Annotated in this window: 13 protein-coding genes and 4 pseudogenes; 7 read left to right on the forward strand and 10 right to left on the reverse strand. The window is 59.5% G+C overall.

Annotated features, from left to right (window positions below; all coding sequences use genetic code 11):
* Positions 1 to 422: 422 nt before the first annotated feature.
* Together PY649_RS33180 and PY649_RS33185 are read right to left on the reverse strand one after the other, a co-directional pair.
* Complete coding sequence (locus PY649_RS33180) at positions 423 to 1,421, reverse strand: aldo/keto reductase (RefSeq protein WP_285873267.1); 999 nt, start codon at positions 1,419 to 1,421, stop codon at positions 423 to 425.
* Positions 1,422 to 1,455: 34 nt separating this feature from the next.
* Complete coding sequence (locus PY649_RS33185; RefSeq protein ID WP_285873241.1) at positions 1,456 to 2,505, reverse strand: beta/alpha barrel domain-containing protein; 1,050 nt, start codon at positions 2,503 to 2,505, stop codon at positions 1,456 to 1,458.
* Positions 2,506 to 3,729: 1,224 nt separating this feature from the next.
* On the opposite strand from PY649_RS33185, the gene PY649_RS33190 reads away from it, so the two are divergent.
* Positions 3,730 to 5,349 carry a hypothetical protein gene (locus PY649_RS33190; protein WP_285873242.1) on the forward strand — a complete coding sequence of 540 codons (1,620 nt, stop codon included), beginning with the start codon at positions 3,730 to 3,732 and terminating at the stop codon, positions 5,347 to 5,349.
* Positions 5,350 to 6,370: 1,021 nt separating this feature from the next.
* Here PY649_RS33190 and PY649_RS33195 read toward each other — a convergent pair.
* Positions 6,371 to 6,774 (reverse strand): annotated as a pseudogene (locus PY649_RS33195) (hypothetical protein); the annotation flags it as partial.
* Between the two features lie 208 nt (positions 6,775 to 6,982).
* On the opposite strand from PY649_RS33195, the gene PY649_RS33200 reads away from it, so the two are divergent.
* Positions 6,983 to 8,170, forward strand: a complete 1,188-nt coding sequence (locus PY649_RS33200; RefSeq protein WP_285873244.1) for an MFS transporter — start codon at positions 6,983 to 6,985, stop codon at positions 8,168 to 8,170.
* Positions 8,171 to 8,275: 105 nt separating this feature from the next.
* Positions 8,276 to 8,578, forward strand: a pseudogene (locus PY649_RS33205) (hypothetical protein); the annotation flags it as partial.
* Between the two features lie 61 nt (positions 8,579 to 8,639).
* On the opposite strand, the pseudogene PY649_RS33210 reads toward PY649_RS33205, so the two are convergent.
* The 6 genes and pseudogenes from PY649_RS33210 to PY649_RS33235 form a co-directional block, all read right to left on the reverse strand.
* Positions 8,640 to 8,843: pseudogene (locus PY649_RS33210) on the reverse strand (IS30 family transposase); the annotation flags it as partial.
* Positions 8,844 to 9,038: 195 nt separating this feature from the next.
* A complete protein-coding gene (locus PY649_RS33215) occupies positions 9,039 to 10,763 on the reverse strand; it encodes a dihydroxy-acid dehydratase (protein ID WP_285873246.1) in 1,725 nt (574 codons plus the stop codon).
* A gap of 1 nt (position 10,764) precedes the next feature.
* Positions 10,765 to 12,213, reverse strand: coding sequence for an NAD-dependent succinate-semialdehyde dehydrogenase (locus PY649_RS33220; RefSeq protein WP_285873248.1), 1,449 nt, complete (start codon positions 12,211 to 12,213; stop codon positions 10,765 to 10,767).
* Positions 12,214 to 12,223: 10 nt separating this feature from the next.
* Complete coding sequence (locus PY649_RS33225) at positions 12,224 to 14,116, reverse strand: thiamine pyrophosphate-binding protein (protein ID WP_285873250.1); 1,893 nt, start codon at positions 14,114 to 14,116, stop codon at positions 12,224 to 12,226.
* A complete protein-coding gene (locus tag PY649_RS33230) occupies positions 14,113 to 15,201 on the reverse strand; it encodes a Gfo/Idh/MocA family protein (protein ID WP_285873253.1) in 1,089 nt (362 codons plus the stop codon). Before PY649_RS33230 ends, PY649_RS33225 begins: the two co-directional genes overlap by 4 nt.
* Positions 15,182 to 15,940 (reverse strand): IclR family transcriptional regulator, encoded by a 759-nt coding sequence (locus PY649_RS33235; protein WP_285873256.1) that lies wholly within the window; start codon positions 15,938 to 15,940, stop codon positions 15,182 to 15,184. Before PY649_RS33235 ends, PY649_RS33230 begins: the two co-directional genes overlap by 20 nt.
* A gap of 220 nt (positions 15,941 to 16,160) precedes the next feature.
* On the opposite strand from PY649_RS33235, the gene PY649_RS33240 reads away from it, so the two are divergent.
* From PY649_RS33240 to PY649_RS33255, 4 genes are all read left to right on the forward strand, one after another.
* The gene (locus PY649_RS33240) at positions 16,161 to 17,432 is read left to right on the forward strand and encodes an ABC transporter substrate-binding protein (protein WP_285873259.1); all 1,272 of its coding nucleotides are present in this window, start codon (positions 16,161 to 16,163) and stop codon (positions 17,430 to 17,432) included.
* Positions 17,433 to 17,501: 69 nt separating this feature from the next.
* Positions 17,502 to 18,383 (forward strand): carbohydrate ABC transporter permease, encoded by an 882-nt coding sequence (locus PY649_RS33245; protein ID WP_285873261.1) that lies wholly within the window; start codon positions 17,502 to 17,504, stop codon positions 18,381 to 18,383.
* Positions 18,376 to 19,227, forward strand: a complete 852-nt coding sequence (locus tag PY649_RS33250; RefSeq protein ID WP_285873263.1) for a carbohydrate ABC transporter permease — start codon at positions 18,376 to 18,378, stop codon at positions 19,225 to 19,227. The genes PY649_RS33245 and PY649_RS33250 overlap by 8 nt, the downstream gene beginning before the upstream one ends.
* A gap of 4 nt (positions 19,228 to 19,231) precedes the next feature.
* Positions 19,232 to 20,302, forward strand: coding sequence for an ABC transporter ATP-binding protein (locus tag PY649_RS33255; RefSeq protein ID WP_285873265.1), 1,071 nt, complete (start codon positions 19,232 to 19,234; stop codon positions 20,300 to 20,302).
* A gap of 471 nt (positions 20,303 to 20,773) precedes the next feature.
* On the opposite strand, the pseudogene PY649_RS33260 reads toward PY649_RS33255, so the two are convergent.
* A pseudogene (locus tag PY649_RS33260) lies at positions 20,774 to 22,146 on the reverse strand (ISNCY family transposase).
* Between the last annotated feature and the right edge of the window lie 187 nt (positions 22,147 to 22,333).

Genomic DNA, 22,333 nt, shown 5'->3' on the forward strand with positions numbered 1-22,333 from the left:
ATCAGCGGCGCCTCTGATTGCAGGTTAGTATAGGGCTTGCGGCCTCATTCGATAGCCGGACAATCAAGGACACAGTTTCTTGATGGAGCGGACACTGCGGATCGGTTTTACAAGCTCGGGTGCCGTCGATACGCCAACGAATACTGACACTTCGCTCATAATTGGCGACTATCGGATCATGTGGGTCGCATGTTCGACCAACAGGCGCATGTTGAACGCTTTCAGCCAGCGAGCAATCGGGAGTGCCACAGCCTCGAGTCCAAATATGCAGAGTGCGCCCAGCCAAGGTCTTACCGATAGGAGTGCCAAGCTTACCCTCGCGCCGGTTGGATTGCGCAACTGAGAATGTTCGCCATGATCTTCGCTTTCTAAATGATGTTTGAAAATCGCCAGTTCTTGCGGCGATGGTTCAGGTCTCAATGTCACAGATTAATGTTGGACATGCCGGCATGGTCATAACGCGTCCCCAGCACAGCATGTGCACAAACCGCCGTTTCTACCTCGGCGATATCGTCTGGCGTCAAGGTTATCTCTGCCGCCGCAACATTCTCATCCAGGTGATAACGTTGTCTCGCGCCGGGAATCGGAACTATATCGTCGCCCTTGTGTAGAAGCCAGGCGAGCGCCAGCTGCGCCAGCGTCATTCCCCTCTTGGTGGCAGCGCGGCGAAGGTTCATCGCGAGGCAGGCGTTGCCGTAGAGGTTGCCGTTCTGAAATCGCGGCATTTCGCGCCGATAGTCATCGGCGGCAAGCTCATTCTGGCCGCGGATCAGCCGGCCCAACAAGCCGCGGCTCAACGGACTGCAGGCAATGAAGCCAATTTCGAGTTCGCGGCAAGTTGCAAGAATGTCATCCTCGACATCGCGGCTCCAGAGCGAATATTCACTCTGCAGCGCTGCAATCGGATGGACCTTGTGCGCGCGCCGGATCGTTGCGCTTGATGCCTCCGAAAGTCCGATCGCCCTGACTTTTCCTTCGACAACCAGGTCCGCCATTGCGCCGACGGTATCCTCAATTGGAACCTCGGGATCGACGCGGTGCTGGAAGAAAATATCAATGACCTCGACACGCAGCCGCTTCAAAGAAGCTTCTGCCACGCGTTTGACATGATCGGGCCGGCTGTTGAATTTGCCGGTGATTGCCTGAACACCCGGCTTGCGCGGATCGAGATCGAAACCGAACTTCGTCGCGATGTGAACATGGTCGCGGAAGGGCTTGAGCGCTTTCCCTACCAACATCTCGTTGACGTAAGGTCCATACATTTCTGCCGTATCAAAGAGAGTAACACCGAGGTTCACGGCGCGATGAAGCGTCCTGACCGCCTCATCTGGGTCACAGGCCCCATAGCCGAAGGACATTGCCATACAGCCGAGTCCCATTGAAGAGACACTGATGTCTTGACCGAGTTTACGCTGTCTCATTTCGCTTTCTCCAATTGCTGTAACCGCAAAAGCGTTAACTGACGCAACCATCGCTCTCGGAGTTTTGCCGTCGCCAATCCCTCGCGTGCGAATGAACCGTTGCTACCAGCGATCTGATTTCGGAAAACGCGGGTAACCCTTGTTCGCCTAGCCCGGTCGGATCAGAAGAAATCCGGGAAAAACGGGATAGAGCGAGGTCCGGATCGCGTGGGCTGACGGCACGGCCACCGGCGAGAAAGGTGCTGGCTCCGGACAAGGACAGCCGCTCGAAAGCGGTCGGGGACGCGCTCACGTTTTTGCAAACCATCAGCAGCCCGAGCGGGATATCCGAGGCAATATTCCTGAGGCCGGTCTCGGTGCCCGCGTCAACGAGCACCAGCCGGCAACCGAGCCTGCTTGCGCGCTCTATGTCCGTGCGGCTGTTGACTTCGATCATCACATCCATGCAAAGCGAAACGGCCGCCCTGATCAGGCCTCGCGCCGCCGCGTCCGTCAGTCCGGCTACTGCGAGGACCACGCAATCCGCACCCCATACGCGCGATTCCCGGATTTGAGATGGATGTGAGATCGGCTCGCTTCGCAGCAAAGGCAGGGTGCAGGCTCGCCGAGCAGTGCGGAAAAGACGCCCTGGATCGCGCGTCCCGATACGATCTGTCGCGACAGACAGGCAGGCGGCGCCCTGCGATGCCAGATTCCGTGCCAGAGCCGCGTCTGACATCGATCCAAGAGGCCCGCGCGCGAGATTATTCGCGCAGATCTCTGCGATGATCGCGAAGCACCCTGTCCTGCGATAGTCGATCAGCGCGCGATGAAACGGGCCCGGCAACGAGAGGTAAGGCTGAACACGGTTGGTATTGGCGGCCCCAGAGTTCGAGGCTTTAGCAGGTTCCGCCAGCCGAGGCGTACAAAAGTTCTTTAAAAAAACGAGCATCGGTCGCTCCGCGTAGCTTATGATCAAGCAACCCAATAGGTTGGGCGTTCCGCAGCAATGTCGGATCACCGCATTTCGTCTTTCATTTGTAATCGCCGACTTAACCCCGCCGGTCTCGATGCCGACGACACGGAATGTGATGATTATATCCAAGCCCTATGCAGCCACGTTTGGCCGGCGCCGATCAACGCCTCGCGCATAGAGCGCTCGCCGGCAGGCGTTGGCGTGCTGCCACCCAGTCCCCACTCGAAATGGCGGCCAGGTGGATCCGCGGATAATCCAATTATCTTGACGGTCGGCCACTTTTGGGGTTTGTGTATGTTCGAGCGGATCCTGTGATCGATGAATCGATCGTCCGGCGACGACGCGAGGCGAAGCTGGTTCTACATCCACATTGAAGAGGTGGATGTTGGCACGAGCACCGAGCGATAATCGTCAATTACGCGTATTGAAATCGTCCGCAACCTCGAATGCACCATACGATCGAATTGGCGCTCGTTCCGAACCCTCTGCTGGAAGAAGCGAAGCAAGGGGCTGCCGCGGAATCGACATGACCGCCAATGAACTTCGGGCGTCATGTCGATTGAGCGCCGCCTTTTTTCTTATCACGAGCACAGCCTCGGTGTGCCTCTGGATGCTGTGAAGCCTGAAAAGCGGCAGCTCGTATTGAAGAACCTTGAGGTGGTTCACGCGACTAGGTCGTAAGAAAGTTATCAGTGGATGTGCTCCGAAAAATGAAGGAAGCGAAATTCGGGTCCTGAGGGGCGCAAGGTAATTCAATACGATGACTATTGCGGCAATGCGTCTGTTTGGAAGCCACGCGCGGAGACGACAATCTTTATTCCGATACGGATTTGCTTCTGCTTTCGCAGAATGAGCACGTCCAAAAAGGCCATCTTTCAACCTCTATCCCGTCAACGGGCTGAGAATGGTGATTTGTTTGTTTGCCATATCGTTCGGGAAGCAAGGGCAACCTACGATCCCCTTGACCAATTAGCGGTGCCCGATCGCAGAGCTGAAAAAGCCTGTATTCTCGGCGGCCAAGCTGTCTGCGTTCGCAAAGTCGAATGAGGTGTTAAAAGTGATCAAAAACAAGAAAACAGACCGCACAGATCCCGAAGCCATGAAGATGCTGCGGGGAGTCCTAATCAACTTCGGCGAGGGAGGGGTTCAAAGGGGCCTTACGAGCTATGGTGCGTATTTGAAGCGGATTTCTGAAATGTCCAACGCAGTCGCGTTGGCGTTCATCCGAGCAGGCGGATCGTCCGCAGTTGATTATTAATTTCAGCTTCGTGTGTCTCTTGATGTCGACGCAATCGGTCCCAAGGGTGAAGTCGGCTATGAACGCAATCTCGCTCGGCAAAAGATCCGACCGCGATGACACTTGACGGCTTCTTGACATTTCTTGGCTTGGCTGCGGCCGCTTACGCCATCATACCGCCCGTCGCGCGCCTGCGTATTCGGCTGCAGCTCGGGGTACAGGTTACAGTAGCATGTCTGGCACTGCTACTTGTACTCTACTTCGAATTCTTTCAGTTCGTCGCGCTTCCGTGCCCGGCCGTATTGAACGCCGTCTGCGGCTCTATTCAAATTTCGCCACATGGTCCCTTCACTCCCCAGATGGCGGCATTCGTTGTCGTCCTCGTATGGATGATCTTGGCCTTCGGGGTTGTGACGTCCCTTCCGCCAAGCCGGCGGTCACTGCGACCTATGGCGGATTTGCTGGAGCAGCTCTTTCATCAGGCACGCTATAGCGAGGCGGTTGACTTCATAGTTCCGCATCTGACCTTCGCCGAAAGGGCCCAGAATCGGCGGCTATGGAGCCAACGTGTTCGGGACTGGTTGGCCGGCGATCGGATACTAGACGTCGAAGACCTGCTGGCAAAGCGTGATGGACCTGACGGGTCGCTCGCCAAACGAAACCTTTTCGGCCCCTTGGCTAGTATGCTTCCGAGCGGCCATGCTGCGCAGGAGAACGCTGAGCGCATTTTGAACTTGATGTATCTCTCTCGACAGTTCATGGACTATGTCTCATCGCAGCGGCCGAGTGTAACCGCCGTGTTGCTCACTCTGGATGTACATCAACGATTCGACTTCTCAAACCGCTTGCTTGAGAGCCTGATATCGGCGCCTGGGAGCCGCCTCTACGAGGAGCTCGAGAGAAATGCCAATTACGAAGGCATTGGGCATAACCTCGTCGTCGGCCACAATTTCATCCTTCACGCCTATTTCAGCGATGTGCGCGTGGCTGGAACCCTTCACGCGTGGAAACCTGTCGGCGACTACGTCATCACCTCCATTCGGAACCCTGACGAAAAAAACGTTTCGAAATTAAAGGAAAAAAGCGACGATTTCGACAAGGGTCGCTGGCATGATCCGGTAGCAGTCGGAATAGCGTACTTTGATTTGATGGTCCGTTCGGCGTTCAGTCAAGACGTTGAGGATGCTATGTGGTTGGCCTACCTGGATCACTTCGTCGATGAGCTGGCGCAGGTCTACGACACGGGTGGGAGCGGCATTGATAATACCGCCGAATTTCCAATATGGGCGTCCCGCTTGATCTATGAAGTCGTCAATACCCTGGGGAGATGGGTCGAGTTGACTCACGTAGCTCCCGTGAATTCACCTCATCGTACCTTTCCAAAGTCGCTTCACCTGGGATCGCCAAGTATACCTGCCAACGCCGCACGCAGCCTTGGCATCAGCTTGCATCACATTCTGCGTTCGAAGCGCATCGAGGATACCTTTGCCATGTACATGGTTGAGTGCGCTATACGCGACCTTCGATATCTCGTCCAACCCGAGGATAAGGAGGCACGCCGATTTCTGATCAAATCGATTGTGTCTGGAGGGGGGCATGAGAAAGATAAAGCTTACGGAGCCCGCCTCGCCCACCTGATATCGCGTATCGATTATGTGCTGATCCAGGATGCCGAAGATCTGGTGGGCGCGGCGCAATTAGCGTTTCCCGATGAAAATTTTGGACACACAACATAACAGGACGGCTACGAACCATCCGCAACGGCACTCGGCGGTAGTGGTCGAACGGCGTCAAGGGCTGAGGCGTAAGCCGATATTGCAAGCCGAAATTGCAAGATTAAGGATGAGCGTCATTACAGCAGGAGCAATCAGAGATGATGTGACTGTGAAATCCTCCCACTCTAGTGGGCTGGCGCTGCGGCCTCCAATTTGAGGTCGCAGCAGACCAATCACCCACAAGCTCTCCGTTGTACGGCAATTCCGTCACTTGAGGTGGTTATGGGACTGCTGGAAGCCCGCCACATCGTACTGAGTACGCTCTTCGGATTCTTGGAGCTCTGCGGCACGTTGCCCGCATAGTGTGTTCCCGCGGTCCCATTTGGGTTGAAGGCTGAACCCGGGGAAGAGGCGGCGTTACCCGGCGTGGCGCTGCCCGTTTGAACGCTGCCAATATGTTGGCTGGGCTGACCCGTCGTCCCTGTTGCCGTGTGGACATTGGCGGCCAAAGCCAAGCCGGTGGAGGCTATGAGCAAGGATATGCCAAGCATTATCGGGTGAAGGGAGGTTTCATGTTATGTTCTCCCAAACCATTTACGCTGTGAGGAGTGAACACTTCGGCCCGCGATTTATTCGCCGGCGCTTTCATTCTTTCGCCCTCTGCGGATTAGCAGCGGTGACCGTGACGAAGAGCGAGCCCCTGAACATGCCTGTCGGCATCCGCCGAGGTTCCGGTCACCCGGTATGGTGCTTGCTGGTTTTCCATCGAAGCTCGGGCAGTGCGGCTCCTAGCAAAGGTTGACGTTCACTCTCCGCAAGGGAGAAGCAATCGAAGCCGCCCTGAATCTTCCGAAGAAATCTCCGGCATCAGCAATACCCCCGATAACCGGCGTTACAAGGGGTATCGCTGAACATGATCCTAACGATTCCACATTTACATTAGAGGCTGGGGCGGGGGCAGGGAACGCTTTGCTGCTGTAGTCGATTCAGAGCGGGAGTCTGAATGGTGTTCTTGTTCCACCAGCATCCGGCTAATTGGTTTCTCGGGGATGAAGCCACCGGTTTGCCGCTTCCACAGTCGCGCAAACAAGCCATCACGTTCGATCAATTCCTTCGGCCTACCTTCTTCGACGATGCGTCCGATCGAGTACGACAATCCGATCCATCCTGGCAATGGTTGAAAAGCTGTGTGCAATGGCAATTACCGTCTTGTCTTCCATCAGCAAGGCGAGCTTTTCCTGAATAGCAGCTTGGGATTCGCTATCTAAGGCTGAGGTCGCCTCAGCCGCCTCATCCAGCACTAAGACCGTTGCATCCTTTAACAGGACTTGTGCAATCGATAGCGCGGCAAAGGCTTGCCTGCGTGACTGCGCGAATACCCTGCCCGTCGATCACTATCCTGCCATCGGCAATGTCGTAGAAGCGCACCAAAAGATTCGCGAGCGTACCCGCTTACGTTGCAGGCGCTTGACAATATCCGCAATTAAAGGGCCGATCGACACCCACGTGGGCAGTGCGGTTGTTTTGTCCGTCAGGATTACTGCATCTGCAATATCTTTTTCGCATTTTGAAGCAGCGCCGTCGCGTCATGATCCTACGGTTCCTCAGTTTCATCGGAATGAGAGTGAGAAATGCAATGGACACAGGAACATCAATGAAGTCGATTTATTGCCTGGCGGTAGGAACGTTTGCGATCGGAACCGAGAGCCTCATGATTGTCCCGCTCTTGCCCCGCATGTCTACTGATTTGCACGTGCCTCTGGTCGATGTGGGGATGCTGGTGACGGTGTTCACACTGACACTCGCTATCAGTTCGCCAATACTGACGACGATGCTTGGCAATTTCAATCGCAGAAAAGTCCTTATCTTTGCTCTTTCGGCGTTTGCGGTGGCAAATATCATTGCCTACGCGTCGACGAATTACTGGGAGCTCCTCCTTGCCCGCATCCTCTTGGCGTTGTCGGCTGGACTCTACAACCCGAATGCCAACGCCATTGCGGGGGTGATCGTGCCGCCCGAGAAACGCGGCAAAGCGATTTCGATTGTCAACAGCGGTTCCGCGGTCGCCGTCGCGTTCGGGCTTCCACTTGGATCGCTGGTCGGCCAGTCCTTCGGTTGGAGATTCATGTTCCTCGGCGTTTGCCTTATAACGATACTTGCTGTCCTCGGTGTCACAATTGCACTCCATAGTTCCGTGGGCGACCACATCAAGGGCGCCAGCTTCAAGGATCGCGTGACGATGGCTGGCAGACGCGACGTCCTGACCGAACTCTTTGTTATGCTAGCCTGGGCGGTGGGTGCCTATACAGTCTGGACCTACATTGCTCCCTATCTCAGCCAGTCGATCGGCGCGGACGACAACGAGATAAGTGCAACGATCTTCCTTTTTGGAATAGCTGCCGCGACCGGGATGATTTTGGGGGGATATCTCAACGATCGTTATGGCCATCGTGCAACGGTCATCCCGCTCCTCACAATATCCATCCTTGCCCTGCTTGGGCTATCTGCCAGTGCGCTTTTCCTCGACCAACACCAGACGACCGTGCCGGCTTTTACATTCATATTCCTGTGGGGCGTAGCAACTTGGGGATTCTACCCTTGCCAAGTTACCAGACTGATAGGGCTGGCGGGTTCTGCGCAGGCTGCTGTGGTACTCTCTCTCAACACCTCTTTCATGTATATCGGCTTTGCGATTGGAGCCTTCGTCGGATCTGTGGTGCTCCTCGACGGCGTCGTGGCGGATCTCGGTTGGGTAGGTGCGACCTTTTATGCAGTGGCACTCCTTCTGTTTTTGTCGGCGAGAGGAAGTAAGGGGGCAAATACTGTCACACGGACGCCTTAGACCCAACTTTGCCGGTTGCAACGGACAGGCCGGCCTGGGCGCGCCTTCTCCGATTCCATGATCCGCAGCGGGTACATTCTATTTTCAAGTGTTGGTGTGGACAGGTGGCGCATGTTCCTCAATCTTCTCAATATCAAGTCCAGAGAAGGGTGCACGCCCATGGACCTTGTGAAGATCCTCTATCCAGACATGGCGCCTCTGTCGGACACGGAAATCACCACAGAAGCCTGGGAGTTGACATCCGATCTCCAGTATGGCGTCTTCCAGCGTTTGTGCTGGCTCGGTTTGCTCTATGAGGCACGAGAGGGGCTCACTCTTCTCCAAACGGATCCTTCCACAAGACGCGACTTTGGGGCAGCCTGCCTGCAGTTGGAATCGGATGCGCAAAGCGACGTCGGCGTGCATTGACGATCTTTATTCCGCTGCTGGCTGCCTTTGGAGAACCTAATCCAAGTGCATCATGCCTGTTTTACAGGGTAGGGGTTTCCACCGCTTCCTGCAAATGTGCCATGAACACTTCGGCTGGCGTTTTGTAGCCGAGGCACTTTCGCGGCTGGTCGTTGAGATGGCGAGCCAGGTGTGTCAGGTCGCGCTGAAAGACGGCTGCCAGATCGGTATCATCTGGCATGAAGCGGCGAATGCGCGTGTTGGCGTTTTCCACCGCGCCTTTCTGTCTGCAGCCATGGCCGGTGCGTCCAGTATGGCGTAATACTGTTCCTCGGCTTCGGCTGCAGGGATGTTTCCGACGGCTGCGACGCTGTTGCCGGTGAGAAAACGATACACGGGCGGCGTTCTCAGCTTGCTCCCACGCGTGTTCCGAATCGCGGCGTACCTCTCACTGTGTCGATATCCCACGGCGTCCTGCCGATCATTTATCTTGCGGCGGTGATGACCGCAGGAAATCGAAGTCGCAGCCGAGCGTCGCCGGCAGGACATGGCGGCGGTAGAGCTGGGCGTATCCGCGCGGCGGCTCGGCCGTAGGTGCAATGAAGGCGGCGCGGCGACGGGCCAGTTCGTTTTCGTCGACGAGGAGGTCTATCCGCTTTTCCGATGCCGAAAGGCGGATGCGGTCGCCGTTCTGAACCAGCGCCAGCGGGCCGCCGACGTCCGCTTCGGGGGTGACGTGGAGCACGATGGTTCCGAAGGCGGTGCCTGACATGCGCGCATCGGAAATGCGCACCATGTCCTTGACGCCCTTGGCCGCCAGCTTCTTCGGAATGGGAAGATAGCCGGCTTCCGGCATGCCGGATTTGCTTCTCGGCCCCGCGTTCTGCAGGACAAGCACGTCGTCCGCCTGCACGTCGAGGTCGGGATCGTCGATGCGTCCGGCGAGATCCTCCAGCGAGGAGAAGACCACCGCGCGGCCTTCATGTTCCATAAGGGCGGGCGTCGCCGCGGCGCGCTTCAGGATCGCGCCTTCCGGAGCAAGCGAACCGCTGAGCGCGATCAGGCCGCCGAGCGGATCGACGGGGTTTTCGGCGGAGCGGACCACGGTGCGATCGACCGGGTCGATGAGCGGCTTTGCCAGTCGTTCGGCAAGCGTCTGGCCGGTGATGTCGCGACAGGCGAGATGGAGCTTGTCGGGCATTTCGCGAAGAACGGCTTCCAGGCCGCCGGCGGCGTGGAAATCCTCCATGTAACCGGTGCCGACCGGCTTCAGGTCGACGACAACGGGCGTGTCGTCCGAAAGCCGGTTGAAGGCCTCAAGGTCGATGTCGATGCCGGCGCGGCCGGCGATGGCGGCGAGATGGACGATCGCATTGGTGGAGCCGGAAACGGCCAGCAGGACGCGGAGCGCGTTTTCGACAGAATCGTGGGTGATCACGCTCGATGGCAACGGGCCGCCCTCGATCGCCATCTTGGCGGCGAGCGTCCCTGTCTCTTCCGCGGCACGCAGGCGGTCGGCATGCACGGCCGGAATGGCGGAGGTGTTGGGCAGCATCATGCCGAGCGTCTCGGCGATCAGTGCCATGGTGCTCGCCGTGCCCATGACGGCGCAGGTGCCGGAGGTGACAGCAAGGCGACCTTCGATCAGGGAGATTTCTTCCGAATCCACTTCGCCGGCGCGGTGCCTGCCCCAGAAGCGCCGGCAATCGGTGCAGGCGCCGAGGCGCTCGCCTTTGTGCCGGCCGGTCATCATCGGCCCGCCGACGATCATCGCCGCCGGGCGGTTGGCTGAAAGCGCGCCCATCAGGAGGGCCGGGACGGTCTTGTCGCAGCCGCCCATCAGCACGACGGAATCCATCGGCTGGGCGCGGATCATCTCCTCCGCCGTCATTGCCATCAGGTTGCGGTAGACCAGCGAGGTGGGCGACAGGAATACCTCGCCCAGCGAAATGACCGGGAAAGTGACGGGGAGCGCGCCGGCGGCGAGAACGCCGCGCTTGACCGCCTCGATCATGTCGGGGAAATGGCGGTGACAGTTGTTGAAGCCACTTTCCGTGGTGCAGATGCCGACGATCGGCTTGTCGAGCGTGGCACCAGTATAGCCCATGGAGCGGGCAAACGAGCGGCGCAGGTAGCGGGCAAACTCCAGGTCGCCGTAATTGGTCAGTCCGTTGTCGAGCCCGGACGGCTTCTTCTTTTCAATCATGTCAGTGTCCACTCACCAGTTTGTGGCGAATATATTTGGGGTTGAGATAGTCGAGAATGCCGAGGCTGCCACCCTCGCGGCCGAAACCGCTCTGGCGCGTGCCGCCGAAGGGCGCTTCGGCGGTGGCGAGTAGCGTTTCGTTGATGCCAACCATGCCGGCTTCCAGTGCCTCCGAAGTTTTGGCGGCGAGCGCGGAATCGCGCGTGAACACATAGGCCGCCAGCCCGAATTCGATAGCGTTGGCGCGCGAGATGACCTCATCGAAACTGTCGAAAACGGCAATCGGGGCGATGGGGGCGAAGGGTTCTTCCGACATGATGCGGGCATTGTCCGGCACATCGGCGAACACCGTCGGTTCGAGGAAATGGCCCTTCGCCAAATGCGCGGGACGCTTGCCGCCGGCAAGCAAGCGGGCACCCTTTTTCAGCGCGTCGGTGACGAGCGCTTCCGCAGAGTGCAGCGAGCGAGCGCGGATCATCGGGCCCATGTTGATGCCGGCGTCCATGCCGTTGCCGACCACCAGCTTTTTAGCATAGGCCGCGAAGGTTCCCTCGAAGGCGGCCGCGATCGAGCGGTGAACGTAGAACCGTGACGGCGAGATGCAAACCTGGCCGCAATTGCGGAACTTGGTCGCCGCGAGTTTTTCCGCCGCCGCGATCGGATCGAAATCAGAATGGATGATGACCGGCGCATGTCCGCCGAGCTCCATCGTAATCTTCTTGATGCCTTCCGCGGCATTGCGCAGGATCTCGCGGCCGACCGGCACGGAGCCAGTGAGCGAGACCTTGCGGATCACCGGCGACGCGATCAGCCGTGAAACCATGGGCACCGGGTCGCCCGTCAGAATCGAAAGGCATCCGGTCGGCAAACCGGCATCGACCAGCGCGCGGCCGATTTCCATGGCCGAACCGGGCGCCTCGGAAGCAGGGCGCAGCACAACCGTGCAACCGGCGGCAAGGGCAGCCGCGATCTTGCGCGCCGGCAGAAGCATGGGGAAATTCCACGCCGTCAAAGCAAGCGACGGACCGACGGGCTGATAGACGACCGTCAGCCGCTCGTCACCGTGTCGGCCGGGGATGGTCTGGCCGTAGATACGCTTTGCCTCTTCGCCGTACCATTCGAACTGGTCGGCGCTTGCCCGCACTTCGGCTTCGGCCTCGGCGATCGGTTTTCCGGTCTCGGCGCTCATCAGGCGGGCGATCTCGGCGGTCCGCTCGCGCACGATGTCGGCCGCACGCCGCAGGATCGTGGCGCGGTCCCAGGCCGCTACCGCCTTCCAACGGGCGAATGCTTCCGAGGCTGCCTCGAGGGCCAGCGCTTCGTCCGCCTCCGTGGAAGCGGCGATGGTTCCCAGGCGCTCCTCGGTCGCCGGGCTGAACACGTCGATGAGACCGCCATCGGCGGCGGGCCGCCACTCGTTGCGGATTAGAAGGCCGTAATTCTGGTACATGCTATCGCTCTCAGATCAATGTTTCAGTGTATTGGCGCTGGACGGCCTCTACCCAGTTGCCGACGTTCCACTGGCCGTATGCGCCGAGGCCGACCGCGGGATGATCGCCGAAATAGACGGGCACGTGCACGAGGCTTAGACCCCTCCAGCGTCGCGCCTCTTCGAGGGCGGCCGCAAGGTACTGTTCGTCCGTGCCTCCGTGGAGGGCCTTGACCCCCTTCACCGCGCTGGCCATCTGCACATAGTCGACCGCCACGCTATCGTTGGTTCGGAAGTCACGGCCATACTGGGCAAGCTGCAGATGACTGATGGCGGCCATGCGCCGGTTGTCGAGCAGCAGGATGGTCCCGTGCACGCCGTGTTCGACGCCGTCGATCAGCACCTGCGGGTTCATCATGAAGGAGCCGTCGCCGGTGAAGGCCACGCTGTAGCGGCCGTTTTCAGCAAGCGCCGACGACAAAAGCGCGGACACCGCAAAGCCCATGTAGGAGGCGCCGGTCTCGGTGTAGGTGTCGTTCGGAGATCGGTCCTCGACGATCTGGAACCCATTTGCCTGCACGTCGCCGGCGTCGAAGAATTTCACCGCGCCGTGTCTGCGGCAGAACTCGGCGGCAATACGGATGACGCGCGGTTGGGTCAAAACGGGTTTGCTCCACGCCCCGTCATAGACCGGGGCTGCTGTGGCTTGCCGATCGAGGAAGGTCGACCAATCCGCGCGCTTGGCGGCGCCAGCGGCCAGCCATTCCCTCTTGGCGGGGGAGGGACCGTGCGCCTTGAGCGCGCTCGCCAACCGACTTGCGACCACGGCGGCATCCCCCGGCAGCGCGGTCGTCCTGTTGTAATGCTGGACGTCGACCGGGTCGGCGTTGATATTGATGACAGCCTTGACCTTTGGCCAACCAATGCCGGAACAATCCGCCTGGCATACGGCCCGGCTGCCGATCACAACGAGCAGTTCGGCCTCCTCCATCGCCCAGTTGCCGCTGATCGACCCCTTGGAGCCACCGACTTGCATGTTTTGCGAATGGTCCGCAGGCAGCACACCGCCTGCGCCGGGGCTCGTCACCACAAGCGCGCCGGCCGCCTCGGCCAAGGCCTTTATGGCGTCGGAGGCGCCGCGGCTACCTCCACCGAGCTTGATCGCCACCTTGCCGGCCGCCGCAATCTGACGCGCGGCATCCTCGATGATATCGTCGCTTGCCGGCGCGAGCGGTGCAAAATGCGGCCTGACGGGCAGGGCGTCCAGCCTGAGCGTTACGGGCGCCGGCTGGGTGTTCAGCGGCAGGTTCATGAAGAACGGACCAGGCCGCCACGGGTGGAAGACGGAGCCCGCGCCCTTGCGCAGGCCGTCCCTCAGGGCGCCTGGGCTGTGCAGCGTGTAGGAACTCCCCATCAGCGACGTGATTTGGGAGAACAGACCCTGCGCCGGCTTCGGTACCTGCTGCATATTGTAGCCCTCGCCGTGGGTCGTCTCGTCGCCGTAGAGATGATAAACGCCGACGCCGTTGGAGGCTGCCGCCAGCGATGCGGCCATCGCTTGCAGAGCGCCGGGACCGATCGATGTGACAACAGCCGCGACCTCTCCGTAGACCCAGGAGAGCGCCGTGCCCGCATGGGCCATCTCGACCTCGTTGCGGAACTGCCAGCAGCGGACGAGCCCCGCCGCTTCATAGGCGTTGAGGACGTCGGCGACCGCCGTGCTGCCATGCCCGAAAATTGCCAGATATTTGGTGACGCCCTGCCTCATAAGGCCAAGCACCAGCGCTTCTGCGAGTGGCAGCGTGACCGGCTCTTCCAGCCTCCGGGCATCGACGGCCGCATTCAGGCCGCCAGCCGATTTCAGCCATTTCGCCCGATCCGAAGCGGTCGCGTGCGGGCCTTGGGGGAAGGTAGACGCCGTCACGCGGAATTCCTCCCCGTCCGAAGATCGACTGTGCGCCCGGTCCTGGCCGATTCCTCGGCTGCGAGTGCGAAGCGCAGCACCTGGCGGGCTTCGCGCGGCGTCAGCACCGGCGCGCCTCCCGTCTGCAAGGCCTCGATATAGTGACGCGTCGACAGAACGAAGCTCTGTTCCCAGCCTGTGGCGACGTCGCGGAATTCGGTGATCCTGCCGTCGCGGTAGAGAACGACCGGCGCACTGTCGGCCAGACGTCCGTGACCGCCATTGATCCAGATCACGCCGGCCGTGCCGGTGATCTCGACGCGGTCGTCCTGCGCATAGTGCTGCGTCGCGAGTTCCATATCCGGCGAATAGACGATCTCGAGATTGCCGATGCGGTTTCCGGGAAAGCGGAAGGAAATCTGCGACTGGGCGTCGAAGCGGATTCCACCTGGACCTTCCGTGTCGCCGATGAAGGCGTGCACCTCGTCCGGATCGCCCATGAAATGCCAGGCGAGTGCAAATTTATGGTGACCATCGTCGAAGACCAGCGGACCGCCGCCCGACTGCTCGGCCTTCTGACGCCATGCATTGGCCGTGGCCGGGACTTCCCATGCCGTTGCGCTCTTGGCCGGGTTGGACTTGATACGGATGGAAAGTGGAGAGCCGATGGCGCCCTCCGCAATCAGGGCCTTCGCCTTGATGACCGGCGGAAAGAAGATGAAATTCTCGAAGACCTTGACCGGGCGGTCATAGGCCTCGGCGGCGTTCACCAGCCGATCGGCCTCTTCGAGCGAAACGCACATGGGCTTTTGCAGGGAAATGATCTTGCCGGCCTGCATCGCCTTTTCGGCGGCTGCGAGATGCAGATGGTGCGGAAGCAGAATCTCCACCAGATCGACATCAGGGCGGGCGAGTACGGCGTCCAGATCGGTCTCGATGGCGACGTCTGTTAGCCCCCAGGTGCTAGCCTTGGCCCGCGCGAGTTCGGGATCCCGATCGCAAAGCGCAGCGATCCGGCTAGCGGGATTGTTCAGGTACTCGATCGCATGGAGGTCGGATATGCGTCCGGTGCCGATTATGGCGACCCTAATCGGACTGCTGCTCATTCATAGGCCCTTTCTGTGGCGTGGGAATTGTAACGGAGGAAACGATCTTGCCGAGTTCGGCGAGGCGCTGGTCCGAGACACGGACGCTCGGACCGGAAACGCCCATCGCGGCAATCATCCGGCCCTCGCTGTCGTAGATGGGGCGTGCGACGCAGCGGATGCCGGAGGCGAACTCTTCGTCGTCGACGGCATATCCGCGGGCTCGCGTCCTTGCTATTTCCTCGTCCAGCGCGCGGCGCGTCGCCAGCGTTCGGGGGGTATAGGGGACGAGTGGGCCCTCGACGGTCGCGCCGCCAAAGGCGAGAAACGCCTTGCCGAGCGCGGTGCAGTGGAGGGGCGAGAGGGCGCCGATCGGATGATCGACCTTCAGCGGCAGGGACGAATCGATTTTGTCAATGTACCAGACGCGCTGATCGACCAGCACGGCCATATGGGCGCATTCGCGCGTTTCTGCGACCAGGTGCTCGAGTGCCGGACGCCAGGCCTCTTTCACCGCGACGATTTCTGAAAGCGAATGGTTGCTCTTTGCCTTGGGCGCGACCTTCGAGGTGGCGAGATAGCGGCGTCTATCGTCCTGCAGGGCATAGCCAGAGGCGACGAGGGTCTTCATCAGGTGCGCTGCATTGGACTTATCGACGCCCAGCGCGTCGGCGACGTCCGTCAGGCGGGCGGCCTCGACGCGCGAGGCGAGGTAATCCAGGGCCTCCAGGCCGCGTGTCAAAGATTGCAATAGGCGCATCAGATGGGACTCCTTCGGGGCTGTAGGGTGGTAGTTTCAACATGCTAAACGAAAGTACAGCATATCGAAACAATTATCCCCCACAGCTGCCATTGAGAACATATTTCGACGCAATGTTGAAAATTGCAATACTTTTGTGTTGACATCTTAAACTTTTTTACAGAACCTTTGATCTGCGATGATATAAGTTTAACTATCGAAAACTTTATGGGAGGAACCTATGTTTTCGACAACGCGGCGCTCGCTGATGATTGCAGCGCTTCTGACATCCGCTGTCAGTTTCGTCCCCCAAGCTTTTGCCGCCGGGGAAGAGGTGACGATCAGCCACTATTTCACGGGTGAACTGGGCCTGAAGGCATTTGGCGAGCAGGTTGCCAAGTTCGAGCAGGCAACCGGTATCAAGATGAAGGATAGCCCGGTCGGGCACGAGGACTTCAAGACGGATATCCTGGTGCGCGCCGCAGGCCACGGCTTGCCCGACGTCTTCAGCTATTGGGCCGGCGCTCGCGTCGCCTTCATCGTGAAGTCAAACAGCCTGCAGCCGATCGACGACCTGTGGGCCAAGAACAACCTGGACAGCGTGGTTTCCAAGACGATTGCCAAGAGCGCAACGCTCTATGACGGCAAACGCTATGTGATTCCTTTCAACTATCACTATGCGGGTATCTTCTTTAACAAGAAGGTCCTTGCGGATGCCGGCGTCACCGAAATGCCAGCCAAGTGGGACGACTTCATTGCGCTCTGCAAGAAGCTGAAGGAAAAGGGAGTGACGCCGATCGCGCTCGGTTCGAAGAACCGTTGGCCGGCTCAGTTCTGGTTTGACTACCTGCTTCTGCGCACGGCGGGTCCCGAATACCGCGCCAAGTTGATGGCCGGTCAGGCGTCCTACGACGATCCTCAGGTCATCACCGCGATGAAGCTATGGAAAAGCCTCCTCGACGCGGGCTTCTTCGTTCAGAACGCCAATGCGGACGACTGGACCGACGCTGCCGACAAAGTGGCTCGCGGTGATGCGGCCATGACCCTCATGGGCACCTGGATCACCGGCTATTGGGATGGCGTGGGTTTGAAGGCCGGCGAAGATTACGACTTCTTCCCGTTCCCGTCGCTCAAGGACGGCGTGCCGAACGCGGCTGTGGGGCCGGTCGACGGCTTGGTCATGTCTGCAAACGCCAAGAATGCCGAGGGCGCAGAGAAGTTCCTCGCCTTCATGATGACCAATGCCGATGTTCAGGCCAATTGGGCAAAAGCTCAGGGCGCGCTCTCGGCCAACGTCAATGTCGATCCGAAGACCTACAACGTCGTGATGCAGAAGGCGGCCAAAACCGTATCCGACGCACCCGCTTTCGCCTTCAACTACGACCTCGCAACGCCGCCGCCGGTTGCGGAAGTGGGACTGTCGATGTTCAGCCGCTTTATCGACGATCCCTCCAAGCTGGAAGATGTCCTGAAGGCGGTCGCCCCGGAAGCAAAGAAAGCATTTTCTGAATAAGGCATACCGAATAAAAGGTACAAAGCCGCGGCCTTTTACGCCGCGGCTTCGCGAAAGGATGGACTTCTGATGGAGCGGCACAATCGCTTCTGGCGCGTGATCTTGCTGTCACCGCCATTCTTTGTTTTCGGCATCTTCGTCATTTGGCCGCTGCTGAGCTCGTTCTATTACAGTTTCACCAACTGGAACGGGTTCGACAGCAATTATGATTTCGTCGGCATTGCCAATTTCAGCAAGATCGTTACCGACCACCTTTTCCTGAACGCGGCGATCAACACGACGATCTGGATGGTCGTCGCGATCGTCGGGCCGACCCTTCTCGGGCTCTTCCTCGCCCTGCTGCTGGACAGCAAGATCGTTGGCGCGCGTCTCTTCAAAACGATCTTCTATCTGCCGATCTGCCTCTCCGCCGTTATCGTCGGGCAGATCTGGATCTGGATCTATCAACCCGACTGGGGGCTGCTCAACACGGTCATATCCCATGTCACCGGCGAGCGGATACGCTTTGCCTGGCTCGCCAAGCCTGATACGGCGCTTTATGCCGTCATCCTCGCCTGGTGCTGGCAGCAGACCGGCCTTTCGATGGTGATCTATCTGGCGGGGCTGACGGCAATTCCCGAAGACCTCATCGAGGTCTGCAGCATCGAAGGTGCCAGCCGCTGGCAACGGATCAGCCATGTGATCGTGCCGCTTCTCACTCCCTCGACAGTGGTAGTGATCGCCCTCTCGGTCATCAACTCGCTGAAAGGATTCGACATTCTCTACATCATGACCGGCGGCGGCCCGTTCAACAGTTCCGATACACTGGCTGTGCACATGTACAACGAATCCTTCCGGAAGTACCTGATGGGCTACGGCAGCGCGGTTTCCGTCGTGCTCTTCCTCATCGCGCTCGCGATCATCAGCCTCTATTTCCGCCAGTTAAAGAAAGTAGACCGCATCTATGGCTAGCCGTTCCGCGGCCCAAGGGGCCTTTCATCCCTGGCGCGTGGCGACATTCGCCATTTTGAGCGTGCTTGCCATCTGCTTCCTGCTGCCGACGCTCGGGGTGCTGCTCTCCTCGGTCAAGACGACGCGAGAGATCGCGCTTGGCAATCTCTGGTCCGTTCCCTCGTCGCCCTACCTCGGCAACTTCGTCGAAGTCCTGGCGAACCCGGCGGTTCACCAGTATTTCATCAATACGCTGCTGGTGACCGTTCCGGGCACGGCCATGTCGATCACGCTCGGTGGTCTGTCGGGATATGTTTTCGCCAAGCTTCCGTTTCGCGGTTCCAACACGCTGTTCCTGGTCGTCGTTGCCGGCATGTTCTTTCCGCCGCAGGTCATCCTGGTGCCGCTCTTTCGGCTCTTCAACGGCATGGGCCTGATCGACACACTCTGGCCTATCTTCATCGTGCATACCGCGCTCGGCATCCCGATCTGCACGCTTCTCATGCGCAATTTCTTCGCGACTGTGCCGAACGCTTTGCGCGAAGCGGCTGTCCTCGAAGGCGCAAACGAATGGCAGGTGCTGACTCAGGTCGTGCTGCCGCTGAGCCTCCCGGCGCTTGCCGTGCTCTCGACGTTGCAATTCACCTGGATCTGGAACGATTTCCTCTGGCCGCTCATCTTCACCCAGTCGGACGAGAAGCGGACGATCATGATCGGTATCGTCAACCTGAAGGGCCAGTATTCCGTCGCATGGGGTGTGCAGGGCGCGCTTTCGCTCGTCGCCAGCCTGCCGACGCTCCTCGTGTTTCTTTTCTTCCAGCGCTACTTCATCAAGGGCATGACCATGGGCGCGGTAAAGGGCTAATTTGATGTCTCAGCTTTCTCTTCGTTCCATCCGCAAGGCCTTCGGCGCCGTCGAGGTCATCCGCGGCATCGATCTGGACGTGGCCGAGGGTGAATTCGTCGTATTCGTCGGTCCGTCCGGCTGCGGCAAGTCCACCATGCTGCGGATGATCTCCGGCCTGGAAGATGTAACCAGCGGCGAGATCAACATCGCCGGAAGGGACGTCACGCAGGTGGCCCCGGCTGAGCGCGAAATCGCCATGGTTTTCCAATCCTATGCGCTATTTCCGCACATGACGGTCGCCGAAAACATCGGCTTCGGCCTCAAGCTTGCCCGCCGGCCTCGGGACGAGATCAGGAAGAAGGTCGACGACGTCGCCGCCGTCCTTCAGATCGGCCAGTTGCTGGACCGCACACCGCGCGAGCTTTCGGGCGGCCAGAGGCAGCGCGTGGCCATCGGCCGGGCGATCATTCGCCAGCCCCGTATCTTCCTGTTCGACGAGCCCTTGTCCAACCTGGACGCGGCGCTGCGCGTGCAGATGCGCCTGGAGATCGCCCGCCTGCACCAGCGGCTCGCCGCGACCATGATCTATGTGACCCACGACCAGACCGAGGCCATGACGCTCGCAGACCGGATCATCGTGTTCAACAAGGGGCATATCGAACAGGTCGGCGCGCCAATGGAGCTCTACGAGCGGCCGGCCAACATGTTCGTCGCCGGCTTCATCGGAGCTCCGGCGATGAACTTCATTCCGGGTCGGCTTGAAATCGCGGCTGGAGGCCAGCTCCTGTCCATCGGCTCCTTCCGCATCGCTCTGCCCTGTGCTTGTGACGCGCAGGGCGATGTCACGGTTGGCATCAGGCCTGAACATCTTAGCCTCGCCCCGTCGAGCCAGCGCGGCCTTTCGGGGCGCGTCGAACTCATCGAACAACTCGGCGCTCAGACGTTTGCCTATATCGAACTGGAAGCGCCGGCGATGACCGTAACGGTCCTCGTACCGCCCGACGTCAGGCTGCGGACAGGAGACCCGGTGGCGCTCACACCCGTGCTCGAAAAGGTACATGTCTTCGACGGTAGCGGCAGAGCTGCAAGGTGATCGCTGTTCCATAGTCGCACTCACAATATCCGTCCGGCCTTACCCAGCAAGTTATAAGAACGTGGTCACGGCCACCGGTCTATCGGCCGACATGGGTAACTAGCAACGGCACGACCATCTGGAAAGAAGAGTCCGTCTCTTGCCATGTGGCGACCCTTAGAGTGCTCCCGACGGCCTCCATTACGCTTCGCTAAGAGTAGGTGCGTTCCATTGCGTCTTCCTTACGAGTGACAACCCATTGGTGTCATTCGCAAGTCGCACTTCATCCTTGAACCCACCCAGCTACACGCGACAATTGTGGCGGATGAGTTGGAATGTCCGCTGATGAGCAAAGTAGAAATGTCCGCTTAGGGGCGCCACACGGCACATCGATCAGCCCCGATCTGACCGGCTGATACCGGTTGCAAGATCAGATCGGGGCGGGTGGGGCACACCCCTCGGCTTTAGCTTTGAGACTATCCGATCGATGCGTTATTCGGCAGCGTCAAGTGACGACAGTGCCTTCTTTCGCCGCGCAATCACCGCCGGATCACTCGTGAAGTCCCTCCGCCGGCCCGGCCCACGAGCGCGTTTGACATAGCCATTCTTGTCGCTATTGCTCTTCACCTTCGGCTTTGCCTGCTGATCCTGGCGCTCCTTGATATAGGCCAGGACATCACCGAGCCGCTTGTTCTCGGTGATCGCTGCATGCGTCACCCGCTGGTCCTTGTCGAACACCGAATAGGGCAGGGAATGGCCTTTCCAGCGCACATCCAGACGACCGTCTGCATAGGCATAGGTCTCGACATAGCGGCCAACCAGACTGCGCGTCACCTCGGTCTCCTCCAGCATGATCCGCTGGCGCTCGAACGAAAACGTCAGCTGCGATCCGACATAGCGCTGCTCGCGCTTGCAGAGGATCTCCGTCAACCGATCCGGCGCCAGATTCAGCGGCCGGTGCAGGTCGTCTGGACGGGCAGGGATGATCGCAAAGCGCGCATTGTAGTCCTCCACGAAGCCCGGCAAGAACGCATTGCCGGCCTCCATACTGTCAATGCCAGAAAGCCGCAGTTCCTTGACCAACCGGTCCTGCAGCGTCCGGTTCATCCGCTCGACACGGCCTTTGGCTTGGCTCGAATTTGCGCAGAGAATCTCAATGTTTAGCTCGCAAAGCGCACGCCCGAACTGGGTCATGCCCTGGCCACCCCTGGCATCCTTCTTCGCCACCCGAAACACCGAATGCTTGTCCGAATAAAAGGCAATCGGTGCGCCGTGACGCTTGAGATAGAGATCCAGCGCCTCGAAGTAGGTGAAGGCACTTTCCGAGCGCACAAAACGCAGCTGCATCAGCCTGCCGGTCGCATCGTCGACGAACACCAGCAGCGAGCAGGGCGGTCCGCGATCCTCGAACCAGCGATGCTCCGACCCATCGATCTGCACCAGCTCGCCATAGGCCTCGCGCCGTAGCGCGGCTGATGAAACGTCCGACGCTGCTTGCGCGACAGCCAGAGGCCGGCATCGACCATCCAGTTGCGCACCGTCTCGCGTGACACACGCAGACCATCGCGTTCGGCAAGCTTCTCGGCAACCAGCGTCGGCCCGAAGTCCGCATAACGTTCGCGAACCAATGCCACTGCGTAATCGCGAACGCCATCGCTGATCCGGTTGTTCGACGGACGACCGATCGCCTTGTGCCGGATCGACGCCGCACCGCCGGTTTGCATCCGCTCCAGCAGACGACGGATCTGACGCTCGCTCAGATCAAGTACATGTGCCGCCGACACCGTCGTCATGCGGCCCGCCATCACCTTCGACAAAATCTCGATCCGCTGCAGATCGCGCTCGCTCATCGCTATCAATCCCATCCGCAATCTCCGCCGTCATCAAAAACGGGGAGAGAGTGACATTCCAACTTTGCAGAAACAGGACACTTCAACTTTGCGGCTACAACAATTGTCAAAGCTGACTAGAGGCGCGACGTCGTCAGCCAGTTAGAAACGCGACACTGGCTCTGATGGTCAGCCCCCGATCCGGCCGGCTGGGCCGGGTTGA

It is taken from the genome of Rhizobium mayense (assembly GCF_030272705.1).
GTDB classification, from domain to species: domain Bacteria; phylum Pseudomonadota; class Alphaproteobacteria; order Rhizobiales; family Rhizobiaceae; genus Rhizobium; species Rhizobium mayense.

Excerpts from the sequence above, each read along its gene's own strand:
- PY649_RS33180 (WP_285873267.1), bottom strand. The coding sequence starts at position 1,421 with ATGAGACAGCGTAAACTCGGTCAAGACATCAGTGTCTCTTCAATGGGA.
- PY649_RS33190 (WP_285873242.1), top strand. The coding sequence starts at position 3,730 with ATGACACTTGACGGCTTCTTGACATTTCTTGGCTTGGCTGCGGCCGCT.
- PY649_RS33200 (WP_285873244.1), top strand. The coding sequence starts at position 6,983 with ATGAAGTCGATTTATTGCCTGGCGGTAGGAACGTTTGCGATCGGAACC.
- PY649_RS33215 (WP_285873246.1), bottom strand. The coding sequence starts at position 10,763 with ATGATTGAAAAGAAGAAGCCGTCCGGGCTCGACAACGGACTGACCAAT.
- PY649_RS33220 (WP_285873248.1), bottom strand. The coding sequence starts at position 12,213 with ATGTACCAGAATTACGGCCTTCTAATCCGCAACGAGTGGCGGCCCGCC.
- PY649_RS33230 (WP_285873253.1), bottom strand. The coding sequence starts at position 15,201 with ATGAGCAGCAGTCCGATTAGGGTCGCCATAATCGGCACCGGACGCATA.
- PY649_RS33235 (WP_285873256.1), bottom strand. The coding sequence starts at position 15,940 with ATGCGCCTATTGCAATCTTTGACACGCGGCCTGGAGGCCCTGGATTAC.
- PY649_RS33240 (WP_285873259.1), top strand. The coding sequence starts at position 16,161 with ATGTTTTCGACAACGCGGCGCTCGCTGATGATTGCAGCGCTTCTGACA.
- PY649_RS33245 (WP_285873261.1), top strand. The coding sequence starts at position 17,502 with ATGGAGCGGCACAATCGCTTCTGGCGCGTGATCTTGCTGTCACCGCCA.
- PY649_RS33250 (WP_285873263.1), top strand. The coding sequence starts at position 18,376 with ATGGCTAGCCGTTCCGCGGCCCAAGGGGCCTTTCATCCCTGGCGCGTG.
- PY649_RS33255 (WP_285873265.1), top strand. The coding sequence starts at position 19,232 with ATGTCTCAGCTTTCTCTTCGTTCCATCCGCAAGGCCTTCGGCGCCGTC.